Consider the following 22,433-nt stretch of genomic DNA (forward strand, 5'->3'; position numbering starts at 1 on the left):
TCGTGTGCGTGCCCGCCCCCGTGCGGGACACGTGACGAGAGGTTATCGCTCGTGCCGGGTCACGGTCCGGACACCAGGGCGATCGCCATCACGGGGGTCGACGCCCTGGCCGCCGAGGCGTTGCGCGACCCGGGCCTCGACCTCCGCGCCACGGGAAGGCGGTTGGCCGAACTCGTCGACCGCGTCATCGCCCCCGAGCGGCACCCGTCCCAGCACCGGACCGCCACCGGGGGAGACTCCCGAGGAGCGGGGCCGCCGCGCTGAGGACCTGCCCGGCGCTGGATAGGGCGGCCATCACCTGCCGTCCGGGGTCTCTCTGCCTGTCCCACCCGCCCCGCGCGAAGCGCTGAGTGGGTTCTTCGTGGCGATCGAGTCCACCCTGGTGGCGGCGCGACGGTGTCGGTTGGAGGAGGCCGCGCACACCAGCGCGTCGGCGCGCGCCGCGCTCAGGAGCGCCCGCGACTTCTCGTTGCCGCTGGCCCGTTCACAGCTGGGCATCACCCTGGCCACGCCCTGGGGCCACACCCGGAACTCCGGCACCCGCTGGTAGTGGCGGGGACCGCGGGACTGCTGTGGCCGCTGGCCCTTCCGGTTCTTCCTGGACCTGATCCGGCCGGGTCGTTCCCCCGCACGGAGGCGGGGGAACGACCCGGGGGCCTCAGAGCCCCTTGCCCCGCAGGTGGAGCAGGCGCAGGATCCACGCCGCCGGAACCCCGCACACCACCAGGAACGCCAGGAGGGCGCGGGCCTCCAGCGGCCGGTGGCGCAGGGTCCGGCCGATCCACACCAGGGCCTGGCCGCGCCGTTTGGCCGCCGCCTCGGCGAACGCGATCTGCCCCGCGATCCGCGCGTACCCGCGCGGCACGAGCGCGAACTCCGGATAGCGCTCCAGCAGCCAGCGCAGCGCCGTGGAGATGGTCTGCCAGCGCTCCGAGAAGAACGACTTGCGGTGCCACAGCACCCGCACCCCGGGCTCGGGGATGTTGCGGATCGGTGCCCGCCGGGCCAGCCGCAGCAGGAGTTCGTAGTCCTCCGCGTAGCTGCCGGGGATCTCCTCGCTCACCGTTCCGCAGCCGTCGATCATGGCCCGTCGCCGGATGAGGAACGTGGAAGGGTGCAGCTCGGTCAGGCGCGAGCGCAGCAGGTCGGCGAAGGTGACGCTGGTCCGGTCCAGGGTCCGCTCGGACTCGACCCGGTCGTAGACCACCCGGATGCCGCAGCACACCATGTCGGTGTCCGGCTCGTCGCGCATGATCCGCACCTGCGCCCGCAGCTTGTCGGACATCCAGGTGTCGTCGTCGTCACAGAAGGCGACGAGATCGGTGTCGGCGCCCAACACACCGGTGTTGCGCGCACCGGCCAGCCCCGGAGTGAGCGTGTTGGTCACCACGCGGACCGGGCGGTCCCCCTCGCTGTGGGTGAGCGAGGGGTCCGGCTGGTCGTTGTCGAACACCACGATGGTGGTGATCAGCCCCGGGTAGTCCTGCTCGACGATCGATCGCAGGGTGCGGCGCAGCAGCTCGGGCCGGTCCCGGGTGGGCACGACCACGGTCACCGCGGGCCAGGTGTCGCCGGGCACCTCGGTCGTCACCCCGGTACCGGTACCCCGCCGCGTGTCCGTCCCCTCGTCGGCGGGCCGGTCCTCGTCGGTGAGCAGGTCGATCAGCTCGCCCGCGCGCAGCGCCGCGCGGTCGGGGCCGTCGTCGGCGGCCGGGTCGACCCGGAAGTCCTCGGGGGACTCCAGCGCCTTGTCCATGAACGCGTGCAGCTGCTGGGCGGTGGAGCAGGAACGGACCCGGCCCGCGTCCTCCACCCGGCGGACGAACAGCAACTGGTGCTCGTCCACGTGCTCGTCCAGTTCGGGATCCCGGGCCACCACCACGGGCAGGTGCCCGGCGGTCCGTGCCTGGGTGATGGTTCCGGGGCCGCCGTGCGTGACGACGACGGCGGCCGAGCGCATCGCCTCGGACAGCTCCTCTCCGGACAGGAACGGGGTGCCCGAGGCCTTCTCCGGGGCACGGCTGTGTCCGTGCTGGACCAGGACGGAGAGGTCGGGGTTGCGGCGGGCGTAGTCGTCGATCCACCGCACCAGGCGGTCGAAGGAGTGGTGGTCGGTGCCGAGGCTGACGACCACGTCCGGGTGGTCGCTGCCCTCGGGGCTCTTGGTGGGTCGGGTGGTCTGTTCGGTCACAGGAGTGGTCCTACGGTGATGGCGGTCGGCATGAACGAGCGCTGTTCCTCCCACTGGGCGAGGTACAGCCGGGTGAACGGCTTGCAGAGCCGGGCGGTGAGTGTGGGGGTGTCGATGCGGTCGTACACCTCGATGTAGACGGTGGGGACCCGCATCAGCCAGGCCAGGACGAAGAACGGAAGGGCCACCCCGGCGCCGGTGCTGACCACGGCGGCGGGGCGCCGCGCGCGCATCACTCGGAGAGCCAGGAGGGTGTTGCGGAGCAGGTTGCCGAGGTCACGCGTGGTGGGGTGGTGCGCCCAGTACACGGACTCGTCGGTGAGCGAGGTCTCGGCGTCGGGAGTGCGGAAGGTGACCCAGACGCGTTCCCGCCCACGCCACCAGGGACGCAGGGACCGCAACTGGGTGAGGTGACCGCCGCTTGAGGCCACCAGGAGAACCGGTCGTTCTGACATTGGGTGATCAGTCCATTGCTCTGGGTGTTGACGTGTGGGAGTCGTCTGCACGGTGGACGGGTGGACCGGGCTCACCTCCGCGGTTCGAGGTGCTCGCGCAGCCACCAGACCGTGCCGAGGTGGCCGAGCGCCCCCACCAGCACGGCCGCGACCAGGACCGGCACCCCGCCGCCGGTCACCGCGTCCATCGTCGTCGGCAGGGCGCCGAACCACACCAGCGCGCTGCACGTGGCGGCCAGCACCGGTCGGCTGAACGGGTGCAGCACCACCAGGGAGCGCAGCTGCCACAGCGGCAGGAGCTTGCGGACCATGGCGGAGGCCACCAGGGCGACCCCCGCGCCCGCGGCCCCGTACGCGGGGACCAGGAGCACGCACACGACCACGTTGGCCAGCAGCGACATCACGTTGTTGAGCAGGTTCAGGCCGGTGCGCCCGGTCATCGTCAGGACGAGGTCGCCCATCCCCAGCACCTGGGCGGTCATCTGGCCCACGCACACGATGACCAGCGCCGCCACCCCGGCCGCGTACTCGTCCCCGAACAGCCGCATGACCTCGGGTGCGAACACCAGGGCGGACAGGTACAGCGGCCAGTTCAGGCACACCAGCCAGGCCGTCCCCGCCTGGTACAGCGCGCGTACCGCGTTGTGGTCGCGCGAGGCCAGGAGCTCGGCGAAGCGCGGCTGGGCCGCGTTCAACACGGCCTGGGTGCCGAACTGGCCGACGACCATGATCCGTGTGGCGGCCGTGAAGACCGCCGCGCCGCTGAGGCCGTTCAGCAGCGCCACCATCACCACCCCGCCGCGCTGCACCCCCATCTGGGCGACCCCGCCCAGGGCGCGGGGCAGCGCGAACGCCCAGAACACCGCTGGGGTGACTCGCTCGTCCCGGTCGTCCCGGGCGCCCTGGTCGTCCCGGGCGTCACACTCTTCACCCGCCTCCCGGCCGTCCCGGGCCTCCGCTTCGGGTGGCGGGAGCTCGTCGGGCGCGGCCCGGCGCACGATCCGCCCCAACCAGAACCAGGCCAGCACCGCCGCCGGGAGGTAGGGACCGGCCCACGCCAGGGCGAGCAGCCCGGCCGAACCGGACAGCGCGATCATCCCCACCAGACCCAGCTGGGCCAGCGGGCGGCCCACCTTGTCCACCAGGACCGTCGCCGACATGTCGTGGTGGGCGCGGGTGGCAGCCAGCGCGGAGTCCGTGAGCACGGCGAACGGCAGGAAGAGCGCCAGCATCCACAGGTACGCCGTGGCCTCCTCCGACCCCAGCGCCTCGGCCAGCGGCCCGGCGAGGACCACCAGCGCGGCCGCGACCACGCAGGAGGCCAACACCGCCGGTCCCAGTGCCAGCCGCAGCAGCACGGGCACGGCCTCGGGACGGCCGAACACCCGCATCCGGGCGATGAAGTACACGAGCCCGTCCGGGGCGCCCGCGTTGGCCACCGCCGCCATGATCAGGAACACGGAGGTCGCCGAGAACAGCAGACCGGCCGTCTCCTGCGAGAACGCCCGGGTGATCGCCACGATCAGCGCCAGGTTGAGCGCGGCGCTCACCACCGCGCCGGCCATGTTCACCACGCCGCCGCGCAGCACCCTGCGCAGGCCGTTCCCGGGACGCGTCCCGGTGGGGGTCACTCGCACCACGAGGGGGTGCGCCCCCACCAGGCGGTCAACCGGGCGTCACTGTCCGCGAAGCGCGAGGTGAGGTCGGTGCGCAGGGACTCGGGCATCACCGCGCGCTTGCGGGCGTTGTGCCTGCCCAGGGAGATCCCGGGCGCCGGGGGCAGGCCCAGGAACTCCAGAATCCCGCCCAGGGCGAAGGGGCCGCCGTCGAACAGGTCGGCGTAGTCCACCACGTGCATGCGCTCGCGCCCCACGGCACGCTCCATCCGCTCCAGCTGGTCCGCGTAGCGGCCCCGGGCCACGTATCCGTGGTGCTGGTGCGAGTGCGAGTGGTGGCCGGGGTCCTCCACCAGCCGTTCCTCGGCTCCGCCCAGACGCTCCTCCTCCAGTTCGAGGGCGCGCGCGAACGACTCGGTCTCGAACCCCCGCGCGGTCTCGTGGGCGTGCGCCGAGTAGGCCCGCTCGACGGGGTCGCGCAGGATCACCACGATCCGCGCGTCCGGCAGCTCCTTGGCGATCCGCTCGGCGGACAGCGGGTGGAAGAGGTAGTAGGGGCTGGACTCGAACACCCGGACCCGGGGTCGCCCCCACCACGGCCGTAGGGAGGCGCGCAGCGGGAAGTGCGAGCGGTACCAGTCCGGGCCGTGGTGGTGGCCGGTGTCGAAGTAGTGCACGCCCTTGCGCAGGACCGGCCCGGTCGCGGCCGGATGCTGGGACAGGGCCTTGAAGAGCGAGGTGGTGCCCGAGCGCTGGGCCCCGCAGATGAGGAAGTCGGGCACGGCCCGGGCGGCGCTGGTGACGCCGCCCAGTCCGTCCGCGAGTGGGAGCAGGGCCCGCCGTGCCGGTTCGGCCAGGCGGTTCAGGGGCGAGGTGGCCCGGGTCATCGCGAGCTCCTTGGGTGTGGGTGGCCCCCGTTCGTGGACAGGGGCCGGGCTGATGTCGGTCAGCCGCGGGGCGGCGCGGCCTGCTTCTTCGTGGCTTGGGTCGGGGCGGACCGGTGCGGCCGTCAGACGGGGTGGGCGGCCTCGTGGGCCGCTCTCTCCTGGAGCCCGTCCAGCGCGGGCAGCAGCCAGTCGTCGACGGCGGCCATGCCGCTGCCGGACTCCGCCTGACGGTCGTGCAGGTAACGCGTGGCGAGGTCGATCAGGTAGAGCGCCATCACGGTGGACACCGCGTGCTCCCGCAGGCCGCACGTCGCCATCAGCGGGTCGCGGAGCAGTCGGGTGCCGCTGTCCAGCCACCGGTGGACCCCCGGGTGCACCCCGGCCTGCACGCACTCGTTGAGGTCGAAGTGCAGGGCGTCGAAACCGGCGGGCGCGTCCATGGTGAGCCGCTCCCAGTCCCACACGAAGGCCCGACGCGCGGTACTGGCGATGTTCCACCTGGTCAGATCGCCGTGCCAGGCCCCGAAGGGCAGGGACACGTCGGGGAGCCGGTGCAGAGCGGCGCGCAGGGGCGCGGCCTCGGGCCGGGTACCGAGCCGGGCGATGCGATCGTCCAGGGTCCTCAGGTACGGGCTCTCGGAGAGTTGGCGCTCGCGCACCTTCTCCATCCCCACGATCTGCGTGACGCAGCGCAGCAGCTGGTACCGGGTGGGCCGGTCCGTCTGGTGGCCGACCGGCAACGCCTCCTGCACCATCAGCGGGTGCCCGTTCCACTCGCCGTCGTAGAGCAGACGGGGCACGGTGACGTCCCGGAGCCGGGCCTGCCCGAGGTGGCGCAGCGCCTCGGTCTCCGCGCGCACCAGGCGCGTGGTGAGGTCGTTGACCGCCACCTTGGCGTAACCGATGGTGCGTCCGCCCGGGGTGAGCAGGAGCAGGACCGGTTTGCGGTTGGCGCGTGGCGGGCCCACGTGGATCGCGATGGCCAGTTCGCGGTCCAGGGCCGTGGTGAGCGCGTGCTCGATCCCCGGTCCCGCACCCACGAACAGCCGGTCGCGCAGGAGCAGCGGCGCCACCCCCGTGGCGAAGGCGCCGGTCAGCAGCAGGGTCCGCAGCCGCTCACCCAGGGAGTGCCCCTGCGCGAAGGAGGTGATCCCCCTCGTGGCCGCCGAACGGTTGTGCGCGGGCAGGATCACCCGGGGATTGTGCGCGTTGGGCACCGGGAGGTACTGGTTGCCCCGGTTGCGGTACGCCATGCGGCGCACCGCCCCGTCCCCGGTGCCGAGCAGGCCCCCGCAGGGCCACAGCACCGCCGCGAGGTCGGTCAGATAGGTGGTCTCGCTGTTCACCAGGCACCCCCGCCGGTGCGCGCCGCCCCGCCACGTCGGACCACCGGTTCCTCGCCGCGCCAGAGCAGGGCGACGGCGATCATGGTGACGGCGAGCGGGGACATGAGCGCGACGTAGAAGAACATGTACCAGAACAGAAGCAGGACGGTCAGGAGGGCACCCTGACCGACCGGAGTCGACGCGGCCCGGTGGCGCCAGGCCACCCAGGCGAAGAATCCGAAGAGCAGTGCGGTGCCCACCCAGCCGCTGGAGATCAGGGTGATCCACAGCTGACCGGCGTTGCCGATCACGTGCTGGCCGCAGCCCGGGCACTCGGCCGTGGGGCCGATAGCGATGGAGTCGGAGCTGCCCAGGGACTCCCGGGTGGTGCCCCACCCGTTGACAGGGGACAGATTGGCGGCCTCGACCGAGGCGGCGTTGGTCGCCGCCCGGCCGCCGTCGCTGTGCGGGTTGTCCGCCCGGGCCCGCACCACGTCCGCGAGCGGGGACAGGGCCAGGGCGATCAGCACCGCGACCACGGCCACCGCACCGGCACCGACCAGCACCACACGGCCCCGGCGCACCGCCTGCACCGCGCCGAACGCCAACGACAGCGCCAGCCCGGCCCACAGGGCGCGGTTCAGGGAGTGCACGACGGGGACCACGGACACGGCGACCACGGCCAGGGCGCCCAGCCGGGCCCACCCCGAACCCTGGACGAACCAGCCCACCACGACCCACACCAGCAGCAGGGACAGCATGTAGCCCCACACGTTGGTGTACTCCCAGGGAGCCTTGGGCCGGGCCGACTCGATCCCGCCGAACACGTCCATGATCTGCGCGGACGCCGGATGGATCAGTGTCTGCATGTAGGGGTCCTGAGCCAGCGAACCCGGGACCAGGTACTCCAGCGGCGCGGTGAACTCGAACCGGGGCGCGAGCATCCCGAGGTAACCGCCGACGACGGTCACCACGCACAGCACCGCCAGCGCCCACACCACCACGCGGACCGGTAGTTCGCGCTCGGTCAGGTTGCCCACGTAGAGCAGCAGCACCGTGAGCACCAGGTAGTTGATCACCCGCAGCAGGGCGCCGGGGTAGCCACCGCTCTCCGGCACCGTCCCCGGCATCTCCAACGGGACCAGGGCCAGGCCCAGGAGCGTCCACAGCAGGAACAGCCCCCACAGCCAGAACCCGGACGGGACCCGCAGCCCCACCGTCCGGTGGCGGCGCACCAGCTCGGCCAGCATGGGCACGGCGAACAGCCAGTAGGCGAACTGGCCCATCCCCAGCGCCCACCACAACGGGTACCCGGCGAGCAACCACACCAGCGGGGACCCGGTGACCGGGGCGCCCCCGCGTCGCGGTGCGACCTCCCAGGCCGTACCGGGCACGTGTCGGCCGCCCACGGCGGCGCCCCGGCCCGTCAAGGCCGCGACCCCGCGGGTGCGGGCCTGTGCTTGTTCGACTTCTTCTTCGCGGACGTGGACTTGCCCTTGGCGGGCTTGGTTCCGTTGGACCCCGCCGGAACCTCGGAGGCGTCGTCAGCCTCGGAGGACTCCGAGCCCTCGGCGGACTCGCTGGGCTCGGAGGAATCAGTGGCCGCAGTGGCCTTGGTAGCCCCGGTGGACTGCGCGACCTCGGTGGCCTCGGCAGCTTCGGTGGACTCCGTGACCTCGGCGGACTCGCTGGCCTCAGTGGCCCCTGCGACCCCGGTGGTACCGGCAGACGTGCTGGGGTCGGTCGCCCCGGCGGTTTCAGCGGTGTCCGAGGTCTCTGCGGCCGTGACGGGCTCGGTGGACCCAGCGACCCGGGCGGTCTCAGTGACCTCAGCCGCCTCGGTGGCCTCCGCGATGTCAGCGGTCCCAGTGTCGGTGGGAGCCTCGTTGGCCCGCTTGGGTGCCTCGTCGGACTTGCGGGACCGGGACGCGGCGGCCGGGTTCGGCTGGCGCGGTACGGTCACGGCGCCCGGAACGGTCACCCCGAACCTCGCCCCGGCGGCGACCAGGCCGGTGAGTTCGGCGCGGCGGGTGCGGCCCAGCTCGACCACGGGCAGCAGGAGGTCGGCGGAGGCGGCCAGGGCGTGGGCGTCGGCGCTCTCGACCACGGCCGCGGTGACGACCACCACGAAGGCGGCGCGGGGTCGCAGCAGCTCCACCAGTTCGGCGGCACCGCCCTGGACCGGGGCGGCGGCTCCCGGGCGGCCGTGGCGGAGCACCCTCAGGCGCGGCACGGCGGTGGGGCGAGCCTCCAGATCGGCGGGGTCCTCCCCGTCCACCAGGACCTCGGCCAGGCCGGGGCCCTCGGGCAGGTCGAGGAGTCCCTCCGCGGTGCCTCCGCGCGGGTCCGCGCAGACCAGCAGGGTCTCGGAGCCGGTCCGGGCCAGGGCGGCGGCCAGGTTCACGGCGGCGGCGGTGCCCGCGCGCCCCGGAGTGGTCCCGGCGACCACGAGCACGTGTCCGGGCGCGGGCCGGTCGTCGGTGTCATCACCGGTCGCGGCGGCCACGGGGACGGCGTCGGTCAGACGGGCACGGACCAGGTGCGCGAACTCGTTGGCGCGCTGGCCCACGGGATCGGCGTCCGTGAGCAGTCCGGGGGAGGGTGCGGAGCGGTCGGCCCTGGTGGCGGACAGGTCCAGCAGGACGGGCACGGCGCCGACGCGGGCGGTGTCCTCGGTGTCGTGCACGCGTGGGTCGAGGCGGTCCCGGACCACAGCGGCCAGCAGCCCGGCGATCAGACCGAGGGCGGCCCCGGCCACCAGCCACAGCAGCGGCACGGGGGAGGAGGGGGACTCCGGCAGTTCGGCGGGGGAGATCACCTGGCCGGGCGAGACCGTCTCCAGCAGGGCGCTCAGCGGGCTGATGCCGTTGCCCAGGTCGCTGATCTCCTGGCGCAGGGCGTCCGCCTGGGCCTCCGCGCTGACCTGCGCGGATTCGGAACTCTCCGAAGCCAGCTCGGAGAGCCGCTCGTACAGGCCCTCCTGCTCCTCGCGCAGGGCGTCCAGCCTCCCGTTGATCAGCGTGCGGGCCTGCTCGCCCCGGTGCTCCAGGTAGGCGGCGGCGAGGGCGTCGGCGCCGTCCCGGGCCGCCTCGGGGGACCGGGCCGAGTAGTGGAGTTCGAGGATGTTGCTGTTGGAGGGGACGGTGACGTCGATCCGCTCCCGCAGGTCCGCGGGGGAGGGTGCGCCCGGCAGCTCCTCGGCCATGCCTCGGGTGACCTGGTCGGAGACGGCCACCTGCGCCTCACTGTCGAGGTTGACGTCGCCGGTCAGGCGGCCGGACCTCTCCCCGGTGAACTCGGCCATCCCCGTCGGGTGGACCTGCACGGCCGCCACGGAGGTGTAGGTCGACGGAACCGCGAACAGCCCGGCGGTGGCCAGGACCAGCCCGCCGAGCACTCCGGCTCCCACAAGGTGCCAGCGGCGCCTCAGCAGCGCGGTGTACTCCTTCAGTTCCGGTCCGGACGGGCCTGGGACGTCGCTGTCCATCGGGTCCTCTCCACACAGACATGGCACCACTTTTAGTGAACGATTGCATACTAAGTGTAATCCCTTTGGCTGTGTCTGGTGGTTTGGGAAACCGCTCTTTTCCCAGGGAAGGATGTCCTCAAACCGGCGGTGACGTGGGCCGATCCATCCCCTAAGCGGACGAACGCGTCCGAAACGAAGGAGGGGGCGGTGGGGAGTGACCCCACCGCCCCCTCACGGAGCGCAACCCCGTCGGCCCTAGCCGCCGACGATCACCGGAGGCAGGCCGGTCCCCGACTCCCAGGCCTCGTCGCAGGCCTTCTGAGTGGACACCGTGTGGGATCTCGCTGAGCAGTCGCGGTACTCCGAGGCCTGCTCCTGGTACACGAACAGGACCGAGACCATGGCGGCGGAGACGACGATCCCGACCACGCCCAGACCCACGCTCATCAGCGCGCCCGGGGCCTGGGTCCCGTTCGACCGCGCCGCGCGCCGGGCCCGGAACCCCTGCACCACACCGAACACGGACAGCACCGCGCCGTAGGGCGGGAACAACAGGCCCGCCAGACCAAGGAACAGCCCCCACAGGCCTCCTCGCTCGACCCTGGGCGGCTGGCCGTCGGCACGGGGCTCCGGGCTGTTGTCGGTCACAGGTTCACTCCTTCGGGGACGCCCCGCACCGTGGGGCGCCGTGGTCCGCTCGGGGCCCGAGCGGATCTCGTGGCGTTGGTGGCACGGGACCGCACACCCCTCCGAGGCCTCCAGCGGAGGCGGAGGCGGCCCGGTCCGCGTGAGGTAGACGCTACCCGGCCCGATAGGGTGTGAACGCGGACGGGCCGATCAGGCCCAGGCCTGGCTTCAGTACCAGGCGTACGCGCATCCCGGATGCTGCGCCGTCCCCCGGCGCCCCCGGGAGTGGGGACCCGGTCCCCGCACCGTTCTTCTACACATGAGGGAGACGCACGCTTTGTCCGCGCGAGTGGTGGTTCTCATATCGGGGACGGGCAGCAACATGGCCGCCCTGATGGAAGCCGCGAAGGACCCCGAGTACGGGGCCGAGATCGTCGCAGTGGGAACGGACCGTGAGGGAACGCGGGGCGTGGAGGTCGCCGAGGCGGCCGGGATTCCCGCGTTCGTCGTCCCCTTCCGCTCCTTCTCCGACAGGTCCGCCTGGGACGCGGCGATGTCCGACAGGATCGCCGAGCACGAACCCGACCTCGTGGTCTCCGCCGGGTTCATGCGCATCCTCGGGCCCGCCGTGATCGGCCGCCACCAGGCCGTCAACATCCACCCGGCGCTGCTGCCCTCCTTCCCCGGCGCGCACGCCGTGCGTGACGCGCTCGCCCACGGTGTCCGCGTCACCGGCACCACCATCCACTTCCTCGACGAGGGCGTCGACTCCGGTCCGATCATCGACCAGGTCGCGGTGCCCGTCGAAAACGGCGACGACGAGTCCAGCCTCCACGAGCGGATCAAGGTCGTGGAACGGCGCATGCTGGTCGACACGGTCGGCCGCCTCGCCCGCGAGGGCTGGACCATTGACGGCAGGCACGTGCGGTTCGGCCGCACCGACACGAAGGAGTCCCGGTGACCCAGCAGGCCATCAGGCGAGCGTTGATCAGCGTGTACGACAAGACCGGCCTGGAGGAGCTGGGCGTCGGCCTGGCCGCGGCCGGGGTGGAGATCGTCTCCACCGGCTCCACCGCCGCCCGCCTCACCGAGGCAGGTGTCCCCGTCACCCCCGTCGAGGACGTCACGGGCTTCCCGGAGATCATGGAGGGCCGGGTCAAGACGCTGCACCCCTCAGTGCACGCCGGTCTCCTCGCTGACCAGAACAACCCCGACCACGTCGCGAAGATCAGGGAACTGGGCATCGCCCCCTTCGACCTGGTCGTGGTCAACCTCTACCCCTTCTCCGACACCGTCGCCTCCGGCGCCTCCGAGGCCGACTGCATCGAGAAGATCGACATCGGTGGCCCCGCCATGGTGCGGGCCTCGGCAAAGAACCACGGCAGCGTGGCGATCGTGGTCGACCCCGCCAGCTACGGCGCCACTCTCGAAGCGGTCCGCGAGGGCGGGTTCACCCTGGACCAGCGCAAGCACCTGGCCGGGCTGGCCTTCCAGCACACCGCCGCCTACGACGCCGCCGTCGCCGACTGGTTCGCGGGCACCTACGCCCCCGATGCCGAGACCGAGAGCACCGGCTGGCCCGCCTTCCGCGCCTCGGCGCACACCCGCCAGGCGGCCCTGCGCTACGGCGAGAACCCCCACCAGAAGGCGGCGCTGTACACCGACGGCACGGCCAGCGGCCTGGCCGGGGCCGAGCAGCTGCACGGCAAGGCCATGTCGTACAACAACTACGTCGACGCCGACGCCGCCCTGCGCGCCGCCTACGACTTCGACGAGCCGTGCGTGGCCGTCATCAAGCACGCCAACCCGTGCGGCATCGCCGTGGGCGCCGACAACGCCGAGGCGCACCGCAAGGCGCACGCCAGCGACCCGGTCTCGGCCTTCGGCGGCGTGATCGCCACCAACCGCGAGGTCGGCGCCGAACTGGCCGCGCAGATCTTCGAGATCTTCACCGAGGTGGTCGTCGCCCCCGGCTTCACCGCCGAGGCCGTCGAGTCGCTCTCCCGCAAGAAGAACATCCGCCTGCTGGTGGTCTCCGACCCCGCCCGGGGCCCCCGTGTGGAGACCCGCCAGATCAGTGGCGGCCTGCTGGTCCAGGACACCGACGTCATCGACGCCGAGGGCGACGACCCGGCCACCTGGACGCTGGCCACCGGGGAACCCGCCGACGAGGCGCTCCTCGCCGACCTCGCCTTCGCCTGGAAGGCCGTCCGCGCGGTCAAGTCGAACGCGATCCTGCTCGCCTCCGACGGCGCCACGGTCGGCGTCGGCATGGGCCAGGTGAACCGGGTCGACTCCGCGGGGCTCGCGGTCTCCCGCGCCGGGGAGCGCGTTCGCGGCTCGGTCGCCGCCAGCGACGCCTTCTTCCCGTTCGCCGACGGACTGGAGATCCTCACCAAGGCCGGCGTGCGCGCGGTGGTCCAGCCCGGCGGCTCGGTCCGTGACGCCGAGGTGGTCGCCGCCGCCGAGGCGGCCGGGGTCACCATGTACCTCACCGGCACCCGCCACTTCTTCCACTAACCAGTCAGCGAGGAGCTACGCATGAGCGCGATCGTCCTGGACGGCAAGGCCACGGCCAAGGCCATCAGGGAGGAACTGGCGGAGCGGGTGGCCAAGCTGCACGCCAAGGGTGTCGTCCCCGGTCTGGGCACCGTCCTGGTCGGTGACGACCCGGGCAGCCACTCCTACGTGCGCGGCAAGCACCGGGACTGCGCACAGGTGGGTATCGCGAGTATTCGCCGCGACCTGCCCGCCGACGCCACCCAGGAGCAGGTGGAGCAGGCCGTCCACGAGCTCAACGAGGACCCGGCCTGCACGGGTTACATCGTGCAGCTGCCCCTGCCCCGGGGCCTGGACGAGAACCGGGTGCTCGGCCTGATCGACCCGGCCAAGGACGCGGACGGCCTCCAGCCGGTCAACCTGGGCAAGCTGGTCCTCATGGAGAAGGCGCCGCTGCCGTGCACCCCGCGCGGCATCGTGGAGCTGCTCAACCGCTACGAGGTGCCGATCAAGGGCGCCGAGGTCGTCGTGGTGGGACGGGGGGTGACCGTGGGTCGTCCTCTGGGGCTGCTTCTCACCCGCCGCTCGGAGAACGCCACCGTCACCCTGTGCCACACCGGTACCCGTGACCTGGCCGAGCACACGCGCCGGGCGGACATCGTCGTCGCTGGTGCGGGCGTGCCCGGGATCATCACCAAGGACATGGTCAAGCCCGGCGCGGCCGTGCTGGACGTGGGTGTCTCGCGCACCGAGGACGGTCTGGTCGGCGACGTCGCCCTCGACGTCCCCGAGGTCGCTGGGCACGTGTCGCCCAACCCCGGTGGTGTGGGTCCGATGACCCGCGCCATGCTCCTGGTCAACGTGGTCGAGGCCGCCGAACGCCAGGCCGCCGGAGTTTAGGTCGCTGGACTTGGGGTTGCTGGAGTTTAGGCTCAGGACTTGAGGTCGCTGGACTCCAGGCTCCGGTTCGTGCATTGAAGGGGGCGGTCCCGGGAGGGGCCGCCCCCTTCAGTGCTCCCGCATCGGAAGAACCGGCTGGGGGCTGGGGGCCGTTGAGCCTGTGGTTGGTGTGGTTGGTTGGGTCCTACTGGCTGTGGTTGCTGTGTGCTGTGGGTTCTACGGGCAGGGGTTGCTGTAGCGGGGACCTTCTACGGGCTTTGGTTGCTGTGTGCTGTGGGTTCTACGGTCTGTGGTTGCTGTAGCGGGAACCCTCTACGGGCTGGGGTTGCTGTCGCGCGGGCTTTCTACGGCCAACCCGTTTTTCCCATTAGCTAAAGGCGGTCGGGTGCTGCTTACTGCGTACCCCTTGGGGTCGAACTTTCCAATCAGGGCGGGGTGGGTGGATGGTGCTGTGCCCGCACCGCACTTGGCGGATGAGCAGACCAGTGGCCGTCTGGTAGTTCAGGGCCAAGTACGGCGACGGGCCACCCCCCAGGACTACTGGTGTGTTCTAGAGATGCGTGTCCCCACCTCTGGCGAAAACCCCCGCCGTCTGAGGGCCGACCACCGCTCTACGGCCAACCCGCACCACCCAGCGCAGCGCGTACCTGCACCTCTGTACCCCGCTGTGTCTGAGGGGGTTGGCGCCGTGCGGGTTCAACCAGCGGACTCCGAGCTTCAAGCACACCCCTGGGGCTGAGGCGGCTGCACACCTGCACGCGCACACCCCCTGGGGCCTGAGGGGGTTGATTCCGTGCGGGCCTCCGCCCTGGGTGGTTGAACGTGCGCGGTGCGCAGGTCCCTCAATCTCCAGGGGGTTTGAACCTCTGCCCTGGGTGGTTGAACGTGCGCGGTGCGCAGACCCCTCAGCGCCAGGGGGTTTGCTTGAACCCCCATCGCGCTCTGTAGTAGGCCGCACCGCACAAACCCCCTTGACCATAGGGGGTACAAACGTGCTGGTGCGCGCTACCCCGGCCTGCGCGGGGTTGGAAGCTTCGCCATCCGGTGGTTGAACCCGCACGGCGCAAATCCCCTCAGACACAGCGGGGTGCAAACGTGCTGGTACGCGCTACCCCGGCCTGCGCGGGGTTGGAAGCTTCGCCATCCGGTGGTTGAACCCGCACGGCGCAAATCCCCTCAGACACAGCGGGGTACAAACGTGCACTCGTGCGCTTGGCTCAGTGGTGCGGGTTGGCCGTAGAGCGGTGGTCGGCGCTCAGACGGCGGGGGTTTTCGCCAGAGGTGGGGACACGCATCTCTAGAACACACCAGTAGTCCTGGGGGGTGGCCCGTCGCCGTACTTGGCCCTGACCTACCAGACGTGCACCGTTCTGCTCATCCGCCAAGTGCGGTGCGGGCACAGCACCATCCACCCACCCCGCCCTGATTGGAAAGTTCGACCCCAAGGGGTACGCAGTAAGCAGCACCCGACCGCCTTCAGCTAATGGGAAAAACGGGTTGGCCGTAGAACCTCCCGCTACAGCAACCTCAGCCCGTAGAACCCACAGCACACAGCAACCACAGCCGTAGAAGGTCCCCGCGACAGCAACCACAGCCGTAGAAGGTCCCCGCTACAGCAACCTCAGCCCGTAGAACCCACAGCGCACAGCAACCCCAGCTGTGGAGGGTTCCCGCTACAGCAACCCCACCCCGTAGAACCCACCCACCCACAACAACCCCATGCGCTGACCCTTCACTGATGACGATGGTTACGGCGAGTGCAGGCGCAGCACCGCGTGCTCGGCCCACTCCGGCGGGCGGGTGAACCGCGAGACCACCGTCATCGTGAGGAAGGCCAACGGGATGGTCCAGGCCGCCGGTTGCGCCAGCAGCACGCTCACCCAGCCCTCGGGTGTGCTGAACAGGATCGACCAGCCGACAGCGCCGGTCGCGGTGACCCCGCCGACGATCAGCCCGGCGGCCGCCCCGGGCAGGGTGAGCCGCCGCCACCAGATGCCCAGCACCAGCAGGGGGCAGAAGGTGGACGCCGCCACCGTGAACGCCCACACGACCAGCACGTTGATGTCGATCATCTGCGCGGGCAGCGCCAGGAGCACCGCGACGCACGCGCCGACCGCCACCGCCAGCCGCAGCCGGGGCACGCTCCCCTGGAACAGATCGTGGGACAGCCCACCGGCCAGGGCCAGCAACAGGCCCGAGGACGTGGACAGGAACGCGCCGAAGGCCCCCGCCGCTACCAGGGCCGTCAGGATCGTGCCCACCGAACCGGGGACCGCCTCGGCGGGCAGCACCACCGCCACGGTGTCGGTGCCCTGGAGCATCACCAGCTGTGGCGTGAGCACCCGGCCCAGCAGGCCGTAGACCGTGGGGAACAGGTAAAACAGCCCCAGCAGGGCGATGACGCCGACCGCCACCCTGCGGGCGATCCGCGCGGTCGGACTCGTGTGGAAGCGCATGATCACGTGCGGCAGGCCCATACAGCCGAGCGTGATGGCGAGCAGGGTCGACCAGGTCTCGAACAGCGGGTACCCGCCCACATCCAGCAGCGGGGTGCTCCACCGCTCACTGCCCAACTCCGGCAGGCCCGCGGGGTGCGGGATGGTGGCGCCCTCGGGGAACACGTACTCCGTGCCCTCGGCCACCGAGTGCTCTCCGGCGGCCAGCTCCAGTTCCTCGCCGTCAGTGGTGGTCACGGTGACCGCGTGGTCCAGGCTGAAGTCCGTGGCCACGGCGAACTCCACGGGCGTGGTCCGGGGGAAGTGCGTGCCCCACTCCGGGTGCAGCGCGTCCGCACGGGTGTCGGCGCCCGCGTGCACCACGAGGAAGATCGCGGGGACGGCGAGGAAGGCCAACTTGACGACGTAGTGGAAGGCCTGCACGTAGGTGGCCGAGCGCATACCGCCCGCCGCGATCGACCCGCTCACCACCAGGCCCGCCAGCAGCACGCCCACCCAGTAGGGGGTCCCGCTGACCAGGCTCAGCACCACCCCGGCGCCCTTGAACTGCGGCACCAGGTACAGCAGCATGATCACCAGCACCACGCACCCGCAGAGCTTGCGCAGCCGGGGCGCGCCCAGCCGGTACTCGGCGAAGTCCGGAACGGTGAAGGCTCCGGACCGCCGCATCGGCCCGGCCACCAGCGCCACCACGGCGACGTAGCCCGCGGTGAACCCCACCGCGTACCACATGGTGCCCAGCCCGTTCTTGAGCAGGAGCCCGGCGAGGCCCAGCACCGAGGCGGCCGACAGGTACTCACCGGCGATGGCGAGGGCGTTCCAGTTCGGTGAAACGCGCCGCGACGCCACCAGGAAGTCCGAGGTGGAGCGGGCCGCCCGCACCCCGTACAGGCCGATCACCAAGCTGGTGACCAGGACCAGGCCGATCGCCAGCACGGCCGTGGTCATGGTGTTCCGTCGGGGTCGGCGCCGTCCGCCTCGGCGCGTTCCGACGCTCGGGCCTCGGCCCGGTCCTCCAGGCGTTCGGCCGCGCGCACGTGCCACAGGGCCAGACCGAACAGCAGCGGGTAGACCGCCACCGTCAGCAGCAGCCAGGAGACCGGGACCTCGGCCAGGCGCGTCCGCCCCAGTCCGGGGAAGACGGCGAAGGCCCCGCTCAGCCCGAAGAGCACCCCCGCCAGCAGCAGGACCGTGCGCACCGCCGTGCGCCGCTGGGCCCGGAAGAGCCGCCGCGCCGCCTCGGTGTCCACCGGGGCGGGCACCGGGATGAGGTGGTGCGCGGGTCGGTTGCCCCGGGCCAGCGCGATGCGGGTCTGCGGGCTGGTGAGCTTCTCGCGGCGAGGGCTCATCCGCGCCCCCGTCCGGCGTTCACTGCTGCTCCTTGACCGCTCCGGGCGGGCGGGCCGAACGGCCCAGCTGGTCGCGCTTGGCCGCCTCCATGAGCTGGCTCCGGAGGTGGCGGCTGTGGCGTCGGCTCACCGGCACGTCACCGGCGGGGGTCCCGGCCACCAGACCGGACGAGGAGGTCACCCGCAGGTCCCGCACCCAGGGGATGGCGATCAGGAACCCCCGGTGCACCCGGATGAACCCGGCCGAGGCCCACACCTCCTCCAGGTACGACAGCGACAGGCGGATCAGGTGCGTGCCGTCGGCCGTGTGCAGCCGCACGTAGTCGCCCTGCGCCTCCACGAACTGCACGTCGTCGCGCTTGACGAAGACGGTCCGGCGCCCGGAGTCGATCTGCACCACGTGCAGGTCCTCCGCAGGGGGTGGGGCGCCGCCGGATCCGCGCAGCTGCGCGATCCGCCCCACCGCCTCGGCCAGCCGCTCCGGCCGGATCGGCTTGAGCAGGTAGTCCACGGCCCCGATCCCGAAGGCCTCCACGGCGTGCGCCTCGGAGGCCGTCACGAACACGATGGAGGGCGGCTCCGACATCACGCTCAGCACGCGCGCCACGTCCATGCCGTCCAGCCCGGGCATGAGGATGTCAAGGAAGGCCGCGTCGATGCTGGTCGTACCGAGCAGGCGGACGGCGGTGGCGCCGTTGGACGCGACCAGGACCTCCGCGACCTCGGGCATGTCGGCCAGAAGGGAGGCCATCTCCTGCCGGGTGGAGGACTCGTCCTCCACCACCAGCACACGGAGTTCGGGCTTCACCGGACCACCACCCCGGGTGCGAATCTCGGTACGCGCACGGTCACCTTCGTCCCTTCTCCCAGCGCGGTCTCGATCACCAGACCGTACTCGGGCCCGTAGACCGCACGCAGCCTCTGGTCGACGTTGGCGAGACCGACGCCCCGGGACTCGGGGCCTGTGCCCGCCAACAGCGCCCGCGCCAGCTCCGGGTACATGCCCACACCGTCATCCTCGATCTCGATGACGCACAGCGGCCCCTCGCCGAACCCGGACACGCTGATGTGCCCGGTGCCCTCCTTGCGTTCCAGCCCGTGCCGGATCGCGTTCTCCACGATCGGCTGTACGACCAGGAAGGGGATGGCCACGGGGAGCACCTCGGGAGCCATCCGCACGGTGATGTCGAGGCGGTCGTGGAACCGGGCCCGCTGGAGCTCGAGGTAGGTCTGGGTGGCCTCCAGCTCGTCGGAGACCGTGGCGTAGTCGCCCTTCTCCGAGAACCCGTACCGGAGGTAGTCGGCGAAGTCCGAGAGCAGGTGGCGGGCCCGGTCCGGGTCGGTGCGCACCAGCGCGGCGATCACGGCGAGCGCGTTGTGGACGAAGTGCGGGGAGATCTGCGCGCGTAGGGTCCGCAGGTCGGCGGCGGCGATCCGGGCGCGGGCCCGGCGCAGGGCGGCGTGGTCCAGGCAGTCCGAGACCAGCGCGGCCGCCGCTTCCATGTCCGCCTCCACGGGCTGGCCCGAGGCCACCAGGGCGCCGGAGAGCTCGTCGGCGACGGTGAGGGGCACGGCGCACACCGAGGAGCCGTCGGGCAGACGGGTGCGGGCGCCGCCTCCGTACTCGAAGACCTGGGACAGCAGGGCTTCGACCTCGGCGGGGTCCGGGCACCTCCCGTGGGAGGCGACCGTTCCGTCGAGGTCGGCTAGCAGCACCCCGTCCACCGCCAGGACCTGGCGCAGGCGGCGGGCCGCGGAGTGCGCGCCGCGCCCGTGCAGGCCGTCCCGGAGGTCGACCCCCAGGGCGTGGACCTGGCGCATCAACTCGACGCTCGCCCGGCGTTCCGAGGACGTGGGGCGCCGGGAGGGGGAAAGCCACGACAGCCACCGATAGGACACGGACCGATCTTATCCCCGCAAAATGTGTCGGCGCTCACGTACTGACGTCGCCTTTCCTCTTCGTGTCAGAGCGTGCACCGTCGGTGCGGACGGTGCACGGGACGGGCCCGTCGCCCCGGGAGGCGACGGGCCCGTCAGCGGGGGACCGTTCGGCTAGGGAGTGTTCTTTTGGATGCTTTCGCCGGTGGCGGCGGAGCCGCCATCGATGCGAGCGGCCGTCCAGGCAATCTCTCGCAAGACGATGAGCGATGGTTAGCCCGGGGTTGGCTGTCCGAGCTTCATCGGCGCAGTGGGAGGCAGCCTGGTGGACGCGAGCGCGGAATGATCCAAAAGAGCACGACCTAGTGGCTGCTGGCCTTCTCCGCACCCGCGCCGGTCAGGGCGCGGACCTGGAGCATCGCGAACTTCTCGTAGTCGCGCTCCTTGGACAGCAGGGTTCCGACCACGGCGCAGAGCAGACCCAGCGGCACCGAGACCAGCGCCGGGTTGGGCATCGGGAACCACGCGAAGTCGGCGCCCGGGATGAGCGCGGTCTCCGAACCGGAGACCACCGGCGAGAAGAACACCAGGCCGACCGCGCTGATCAGACCACCGTAGATACCCGCGAGGGCACCGGCGGTGTTGAAGCGCTTCCAGAACAGGCTGAGCAGGAGGGTCGGCAGGTTCGCGGAGGCCGCGATGGCGAACGCCAGCGAGACCAGGAAGGCCACGTTGAGGTTCTGCGCGAACACCGCGAGGACGATGGCGACGAGGCCGACGAACCAGGTGACGACCCGGGCGACCTTCACCTCCTCGGCTCCGGTCGCCTTGCCCTTGCGGATCACGGAGTTGTAGAAGTCGTGGGCCAGGGACGAGGACGAGGCGATGGTCAGACCGGCGACGGTGGTGAGGATGGTCGCGAAGGCCACCGAGGCGATGACCGCCAGCATGATCGACGCGAAGATCGGACCGCCGATGTTGGCCCCGACCGCCTCCGCGAGCATGGGCGCGGCGGTGTTGCCCGCCGGGTTCTGGTCCTGGATGGTCTCGTAGCCGACCAGCGCGGCGGCGCCGAAGCCCAGCACCAGGGTCATCAGGTAGAAGACGCCGATGAGGCCGATGCCCCAGTTGACGGACTTGCGGGCGGTGGTGGAGTCCGGAACCGTGTAGAAGCGGATCAGGACGTGCGGCAGGCCGGCGGTGCCCAGCACCAGGGCCATGCCGAGGCTGATCAGGTCCAGCTTGTTCCACATGGTCTGGACGGCGCTGTCGACCTCCTGGCCGTACAGCAGGCCGGGCTGGAGGAAGGTCTCGTCACCGACCTGGCTGGAGTTGGCCGCCTGCGTCATCAGCTCGGGCAGGCTGAACCCGTAGATGGACAGGGTCAGAACCACCAGGAAGGCGACGCTGATCATGAGGAAGGCAGCCTGGACGATCTGGACCCAGGTGGTGCCCTTCATGCCGCCGAAGGTCACGTAGATGACCATCAGCAGGCCGACCACCACGATGCCCATGATCTTGGCGACGTCACCGGACATGCCGAGGTAGGTCTGGTCGCCCTGGATGCCGAGCAGCAGGGCGATCAGCGCGCCCGCGCCGACCATCTGCGCGATCAGGTAGAAGATCGACACGGTCAGGGTGGACACGGCCGCCGCCGTGCGGACGGGGCGCTGCTGCATCCGGTAGGACAGCACGTCGCCCATGGTGAAGCGGCCGGAGTTGCGCAGCATCTCGGCGACCAGCAGGAGCGCGATCAGCCAGGCGACGAGGAACCCGATGGAGTACAGGAAGCCGTCGTAGCCGGACAGCGCGATCATGCCCGCGATGCCGAGGAAGGACGCGGCCGACATGTAGTCGCCCGCGATGGCGAAGCCGTTCTGGGTGGCGGTGAAGCCGCGGCCGCCGGAGTGGAAGTCGGTGGCCGTGTGTGTGCGTTTGTTGGCCCACGCGGTGATGGCGAGGGTGCCCGCGATGGTCAGCAGGAACAGGACCATGGTGATGGTCCGGCTGGCACCGGTGACGGCGCCTTCCTGCGCGAGGAGGATTCCGGTCGAGAGGATCACTGGCCCTCCTCCGCCTTCTTGTCGTTGAGACCCAGGAGCTCGTCACGCAGTTCGTAGGAGAGCGGGTCGAACTTCTTGCGGGCGTACCAGGAGTAGAGGATCGCGATCCCGAAGGTCGAGACGAACTGGAGCAGGCCCAAGAGCAGCGCGACGTTGAATCCGGCGGCGACCTCGATCGCCATGATGTCGCGCGCGAAGCCGGACATCGCGACGTAGATGGCGTACCAGATCAGGAACAGCACGGTCATCGGGAAGACGAAGACGTACAGGGTGCGCCTGAGGTGGAGGAACCGGGGATCGCTGTGCATCGCGACGATGGTCTCGGACGGGATCGGTTCCGCTGCGGGAGCCTCGTCCGGGTTCGGCCCGGGCGTGGGGTCCTTGGCCGATGGTTGGCTTGCCATGCTGTTCGTAACCTCCGGGGGGATGGCGGGGAAGGTGCCGCGTCTGGTCGCGTTCCCGCTGTTGGGCGGGCCCGCCTCGAATGACCAGCTCGTGTGACGTGCGTTACCTCGCACTGTAATGAGGGACACGTGGCCTGAGCAGGGGGGCGTGCCGGGGCGCGCGCCGAACGCGGACGAGGAGCGTCGAGCGGTCGCCCACCGTGCGACGAACGGTCCGCTGGTGCGCCGAACGGTCGACGGACGGCCGGAGGCCACCCCGCCTGGCGACACGGGTCCCGCAGGGCACTTGCCGCACAGCTGACGGCCCCGGCGGG

General features: G+C 71.3%; 19 protein-coding genes. 5 read left to right on the forward strand and 14 right to left on the reverse strand.

Annotated features, from left to right (window positions below; genetic code table 11):
- Positions 1-51: 51 nt before the first annotated feature.
- Together ADX84_RS11425 and ADX84_RS11430 are read left to right on the forward strand one after the other, a co-directional pair.
- Positions 52-264 carry a hypothetical protein gene (locus tag ADX84_RS11425; RefSeq protein ID WP_049571903.1) on the forward strand — a complete coding sequence of 71 codons (213 nt, stop codon included), beginning with the start codon at positions 52-54 and terminating at the stop codon, positions 262-264.
- 97 nt (positions 265-361) lie between these two features.
- Positions 362-550, forward strand: a complete 189-nt coding sequence (locus tag ADX84_RS11430; RefSeq protein WP_049571906.1) for a hypothetical protein — start codon at positions 362-364, stop codon at positions 548-550.
- Between the two features lie 108 nt (positions 551-658).
- Here the strand turns inward: ADX84_RS11430 and ADX84_RS11435 are convergent, their stop codons facing one another.
- The 8 genes from ADX84_RS11435 to ADX84_RS11470 all read right to left on the reverse strand — a co-directional run bounded on the left by ADX84_RS11435 (position 659) and on the right by ADX84_RS11470 (position 10,591).
- Positions 659-2,191 (reverse strand): glycosyltransferase, encoded by a 1,533-nt coding sequence (locus ADX84_RS11435; RefSeq protein WP_049571910.1) that lies wholly within the window; start codon positions 2,189-2,191, stop codon positions 659-661.
- Positions 2,188-2,646, reverse strand: coding sequence for a polysaccharide biosynthesis protein (locus tag ADX84_RS11440; RefSeq protein WP_049571914.1), 459 nt, complete (start codon positions 2,644-2,646; stop codon positions 2,188-2,190). Before ADX84_RS11440 ends, ADX84_RS11435 begins: the two co-directional genes overlap by 4 nt.
- A gap of 71 nt (positions 2,647-2,717) precedes the next feature.
- Positions 2,718-4,304 (reverse strand): lipopolysaccharide biosynthesis protein, encoded by a 1,587-nt coding sequence (locus ADX84_RS11445; protein WP_049571918.1) that lies wholly within the window; start codon positions 4,302-4,304, stop codon positions 2,718-2,720.
- Positions 4,274-5,149: a sulfotransferase gene (locus ADX84_RS11450; RefSeq protein ID WP_049571921.1), complete on the reverse strand. Its 876-nt coding sequence runs from the start codon at positions 5,147-5,149 to the stop codon at positions 4,274-4,276. Before ADX84_RS11450 ends, ADX84_RS11445 begins: the two co-directional genes overlap by 31 nt.
- A gap of 122 nt (positions 5,150-5,271) precedes the next feature.
- Positions 5,272-6,495 (reverse strand): phosphotransferase, encoded by a 1,224-nt coding sequence (locus ADX84_RS11455; RefSeq protein ID WP_049571924.1) that lies wholly within the window; start codon positions 6,493-6,495, stop codon positions 5,272-5,274.
- A complete protein-coding gene (locus ADX84_RS11460) occupies positions 6,492-7,904 on the reverse strand; it encodes a ligase (RefSeq protein ID WP_234003928.1) in 1,413 nt (470 codons plus the stop codon). The genes ADX84_RS11455 and ADX84_RS11460 overlap by 4 nt, the downstream gene beginning before the upstream one ends.
- A complete protein-coding gene (locus tag ADX84_RS27030; RefSeq protein ID WP_049571927.1) occupies positions 7,901-9,961 on the reverse strand; it encodes a YveK family protein in 2,061 nt (686 codons plus the stop codon). Before ADX84_RS27030 ends, ADX84_RS11460 begins: the two co-directional genes overlap by 4 nt.
- 237 nt (positions 9,962-10,198) lie before the next feature.
- The gene (locus tag ADX84_RS11470; RefSeq protein WP_049571931.1) at positions 10,199-10,591 is read right to left on the reverse strand and encodes a hypothetical protein; all 393 of its coding nucleotides are present in this window, start codon (positions 10,589-10,591) and stop codon (positions 10,199-10,201) included.
- 328 nt (positions 10,592-10,919) lie between these two features.
- Between ADX84_RS11470 and purN the strand changes: the two genes are divergently transcribed.
- From purN to ADX84_RS11485, 3 genes are read left to right on the forward strand one after another with little or no spacing between them, the layout of a single operon-like run.
- The gene (gene purN / locus ADX84_RS11475) at positions 10,920-11,531 is read left to right on the forward strand and encodes a phosphoribosylglycinamide formyltransferase (RefSeq protein WP_049571934.1); all 612 of its coding nucleotides are present in this window, start codon (positions 10,920-10,922) and stop codon (positions 11,529-11,531) included.
- Positions 11,528-13,090: a bifunctional phosphoribosylaminoimidazolecarboxamide formyltransferase/IMP cyclohydrolase gene (gene purH / locus ADX84_RS11480; RefSeq protein WP_049571939.1), complete on the forward strand. Its 1,563-nt coding sequence runs from the start codon at positions 11,528-11,530 to the stop codon at positions 13,088-13,090. Before purN ends, purH begins: the two co-directional genes overlap by 4 nt.
- A 21-nt stretch (positions 13,091-13,111) precedes the next feature.
- Positions 13,112-13,969: a bifunctional methylenetetrahydrofolate dehydrogenase/methenyltetrahydrofolate cyclohydrolase gene (locus tag ADX84_RS11485; protein WP_049571942.1), complete on the forward strand. Its 858-nt coding sequence runs from the start codon at positions 13,112-13,114 to the stop codon at positions 13,967-13,969.
- 1,748 nt (positions 13,970-15,717) lie between these two features.
- Here the strand turns inward: ADX84_RS11485 and ADX84_RS11490 are convergent.
- The 6 genes from ADX84_RS11490 to ADX84_RS11515 all read right to left on the reverse strand — a co-directional run bounded on the left by ADX84_RS11490 (position 15,718) and on the right by ADX84_RS11515 (position 22,119).
- On the reverse strand, positions 15,718-17,373 hold the full coding sequence (locus ADX84_RS11490; RefSeq protein WP_049571945.1) for a cation acetate symporter: 1,656 nt from the start codon (positions 17,371-17,373) through the stop codon (positions 15,718-15,720).
- Positions 17,370-17,774 (reverse strand): hypothetical protein, encoded by a 405-nt coding sequence (locus ADX84_RS11495; protein WP_049571948.1) that lies wholly within the window; start codon positions 17,772-17,774, stop codon positions 17,370-17,372. Before ADX84_RS11495 ends, ADX84_RS11490 begins: the two co-directional genes overlap by 4 nt.
- Before the next feature lie 19 nt (positions 17,775-17,793).
- Complete coding sequence (locus ADX84_RS11500; protein ID WP_049571951.1) at positions 17,794-18,582, reverse strand: LytTR family DNA-binding domain-containing protein; 789 nt, start codon at positions 18,580-18,582, stop codon at positions 17,794-17,796.
- Positions 18,579-19,595, reverse strand: a complete 1,017-nt coding sequence (locus tag ADX84_RS11505) for a sensor histidine kinase (RefSeq protein WP_049571953.1) — start codon at positions 19,593-19,595, stop codon at positions 18,579-18,581. Before ADX84_RS11505 ends, ADX84_RS11500 begins: the two co-directional genes overlap by 4 nt.
- Positions 19,596-20,014: 419 nt before the next feature.
- The gene (locus ADX84_RS11510; RefSeq protein ID WP_049572023.1) at positions 20,015-21,697 is read right to left on the reverse strand and encodes a cation acetate symporter; all 1,683 of its coding nucleotides are present in this window, start codon (positions 21,695-21,697) and stop codon (positions 20,015-20,017) included.
- 14 nt (positions 21,698-21,711) lie between these two features.
- Positions 21,712-22,119 (reverse strand): DUF485 domain-containing protein, encoded by a 408-nt coding sequence (locus ADX84_RS11515; RefSeq protein WP_049571957.1) that lies wholly within the window; start codon positions 22,117-22,119, stop codon positions 21,712-21,714.
- Between the last annotated feature and the right edge of the window lie 314 nt (positions 22,120-22,433).

The organism is Nocardiopsis sp. SBT366, from assembly GCF_001083815.1.
Lineage (GTDB): Bacteria > Actinomycetota > Actinomycetes > Streptosporangiales > Streptosporangiaceae > Nocardiopsis > Nocardiopsis prasina.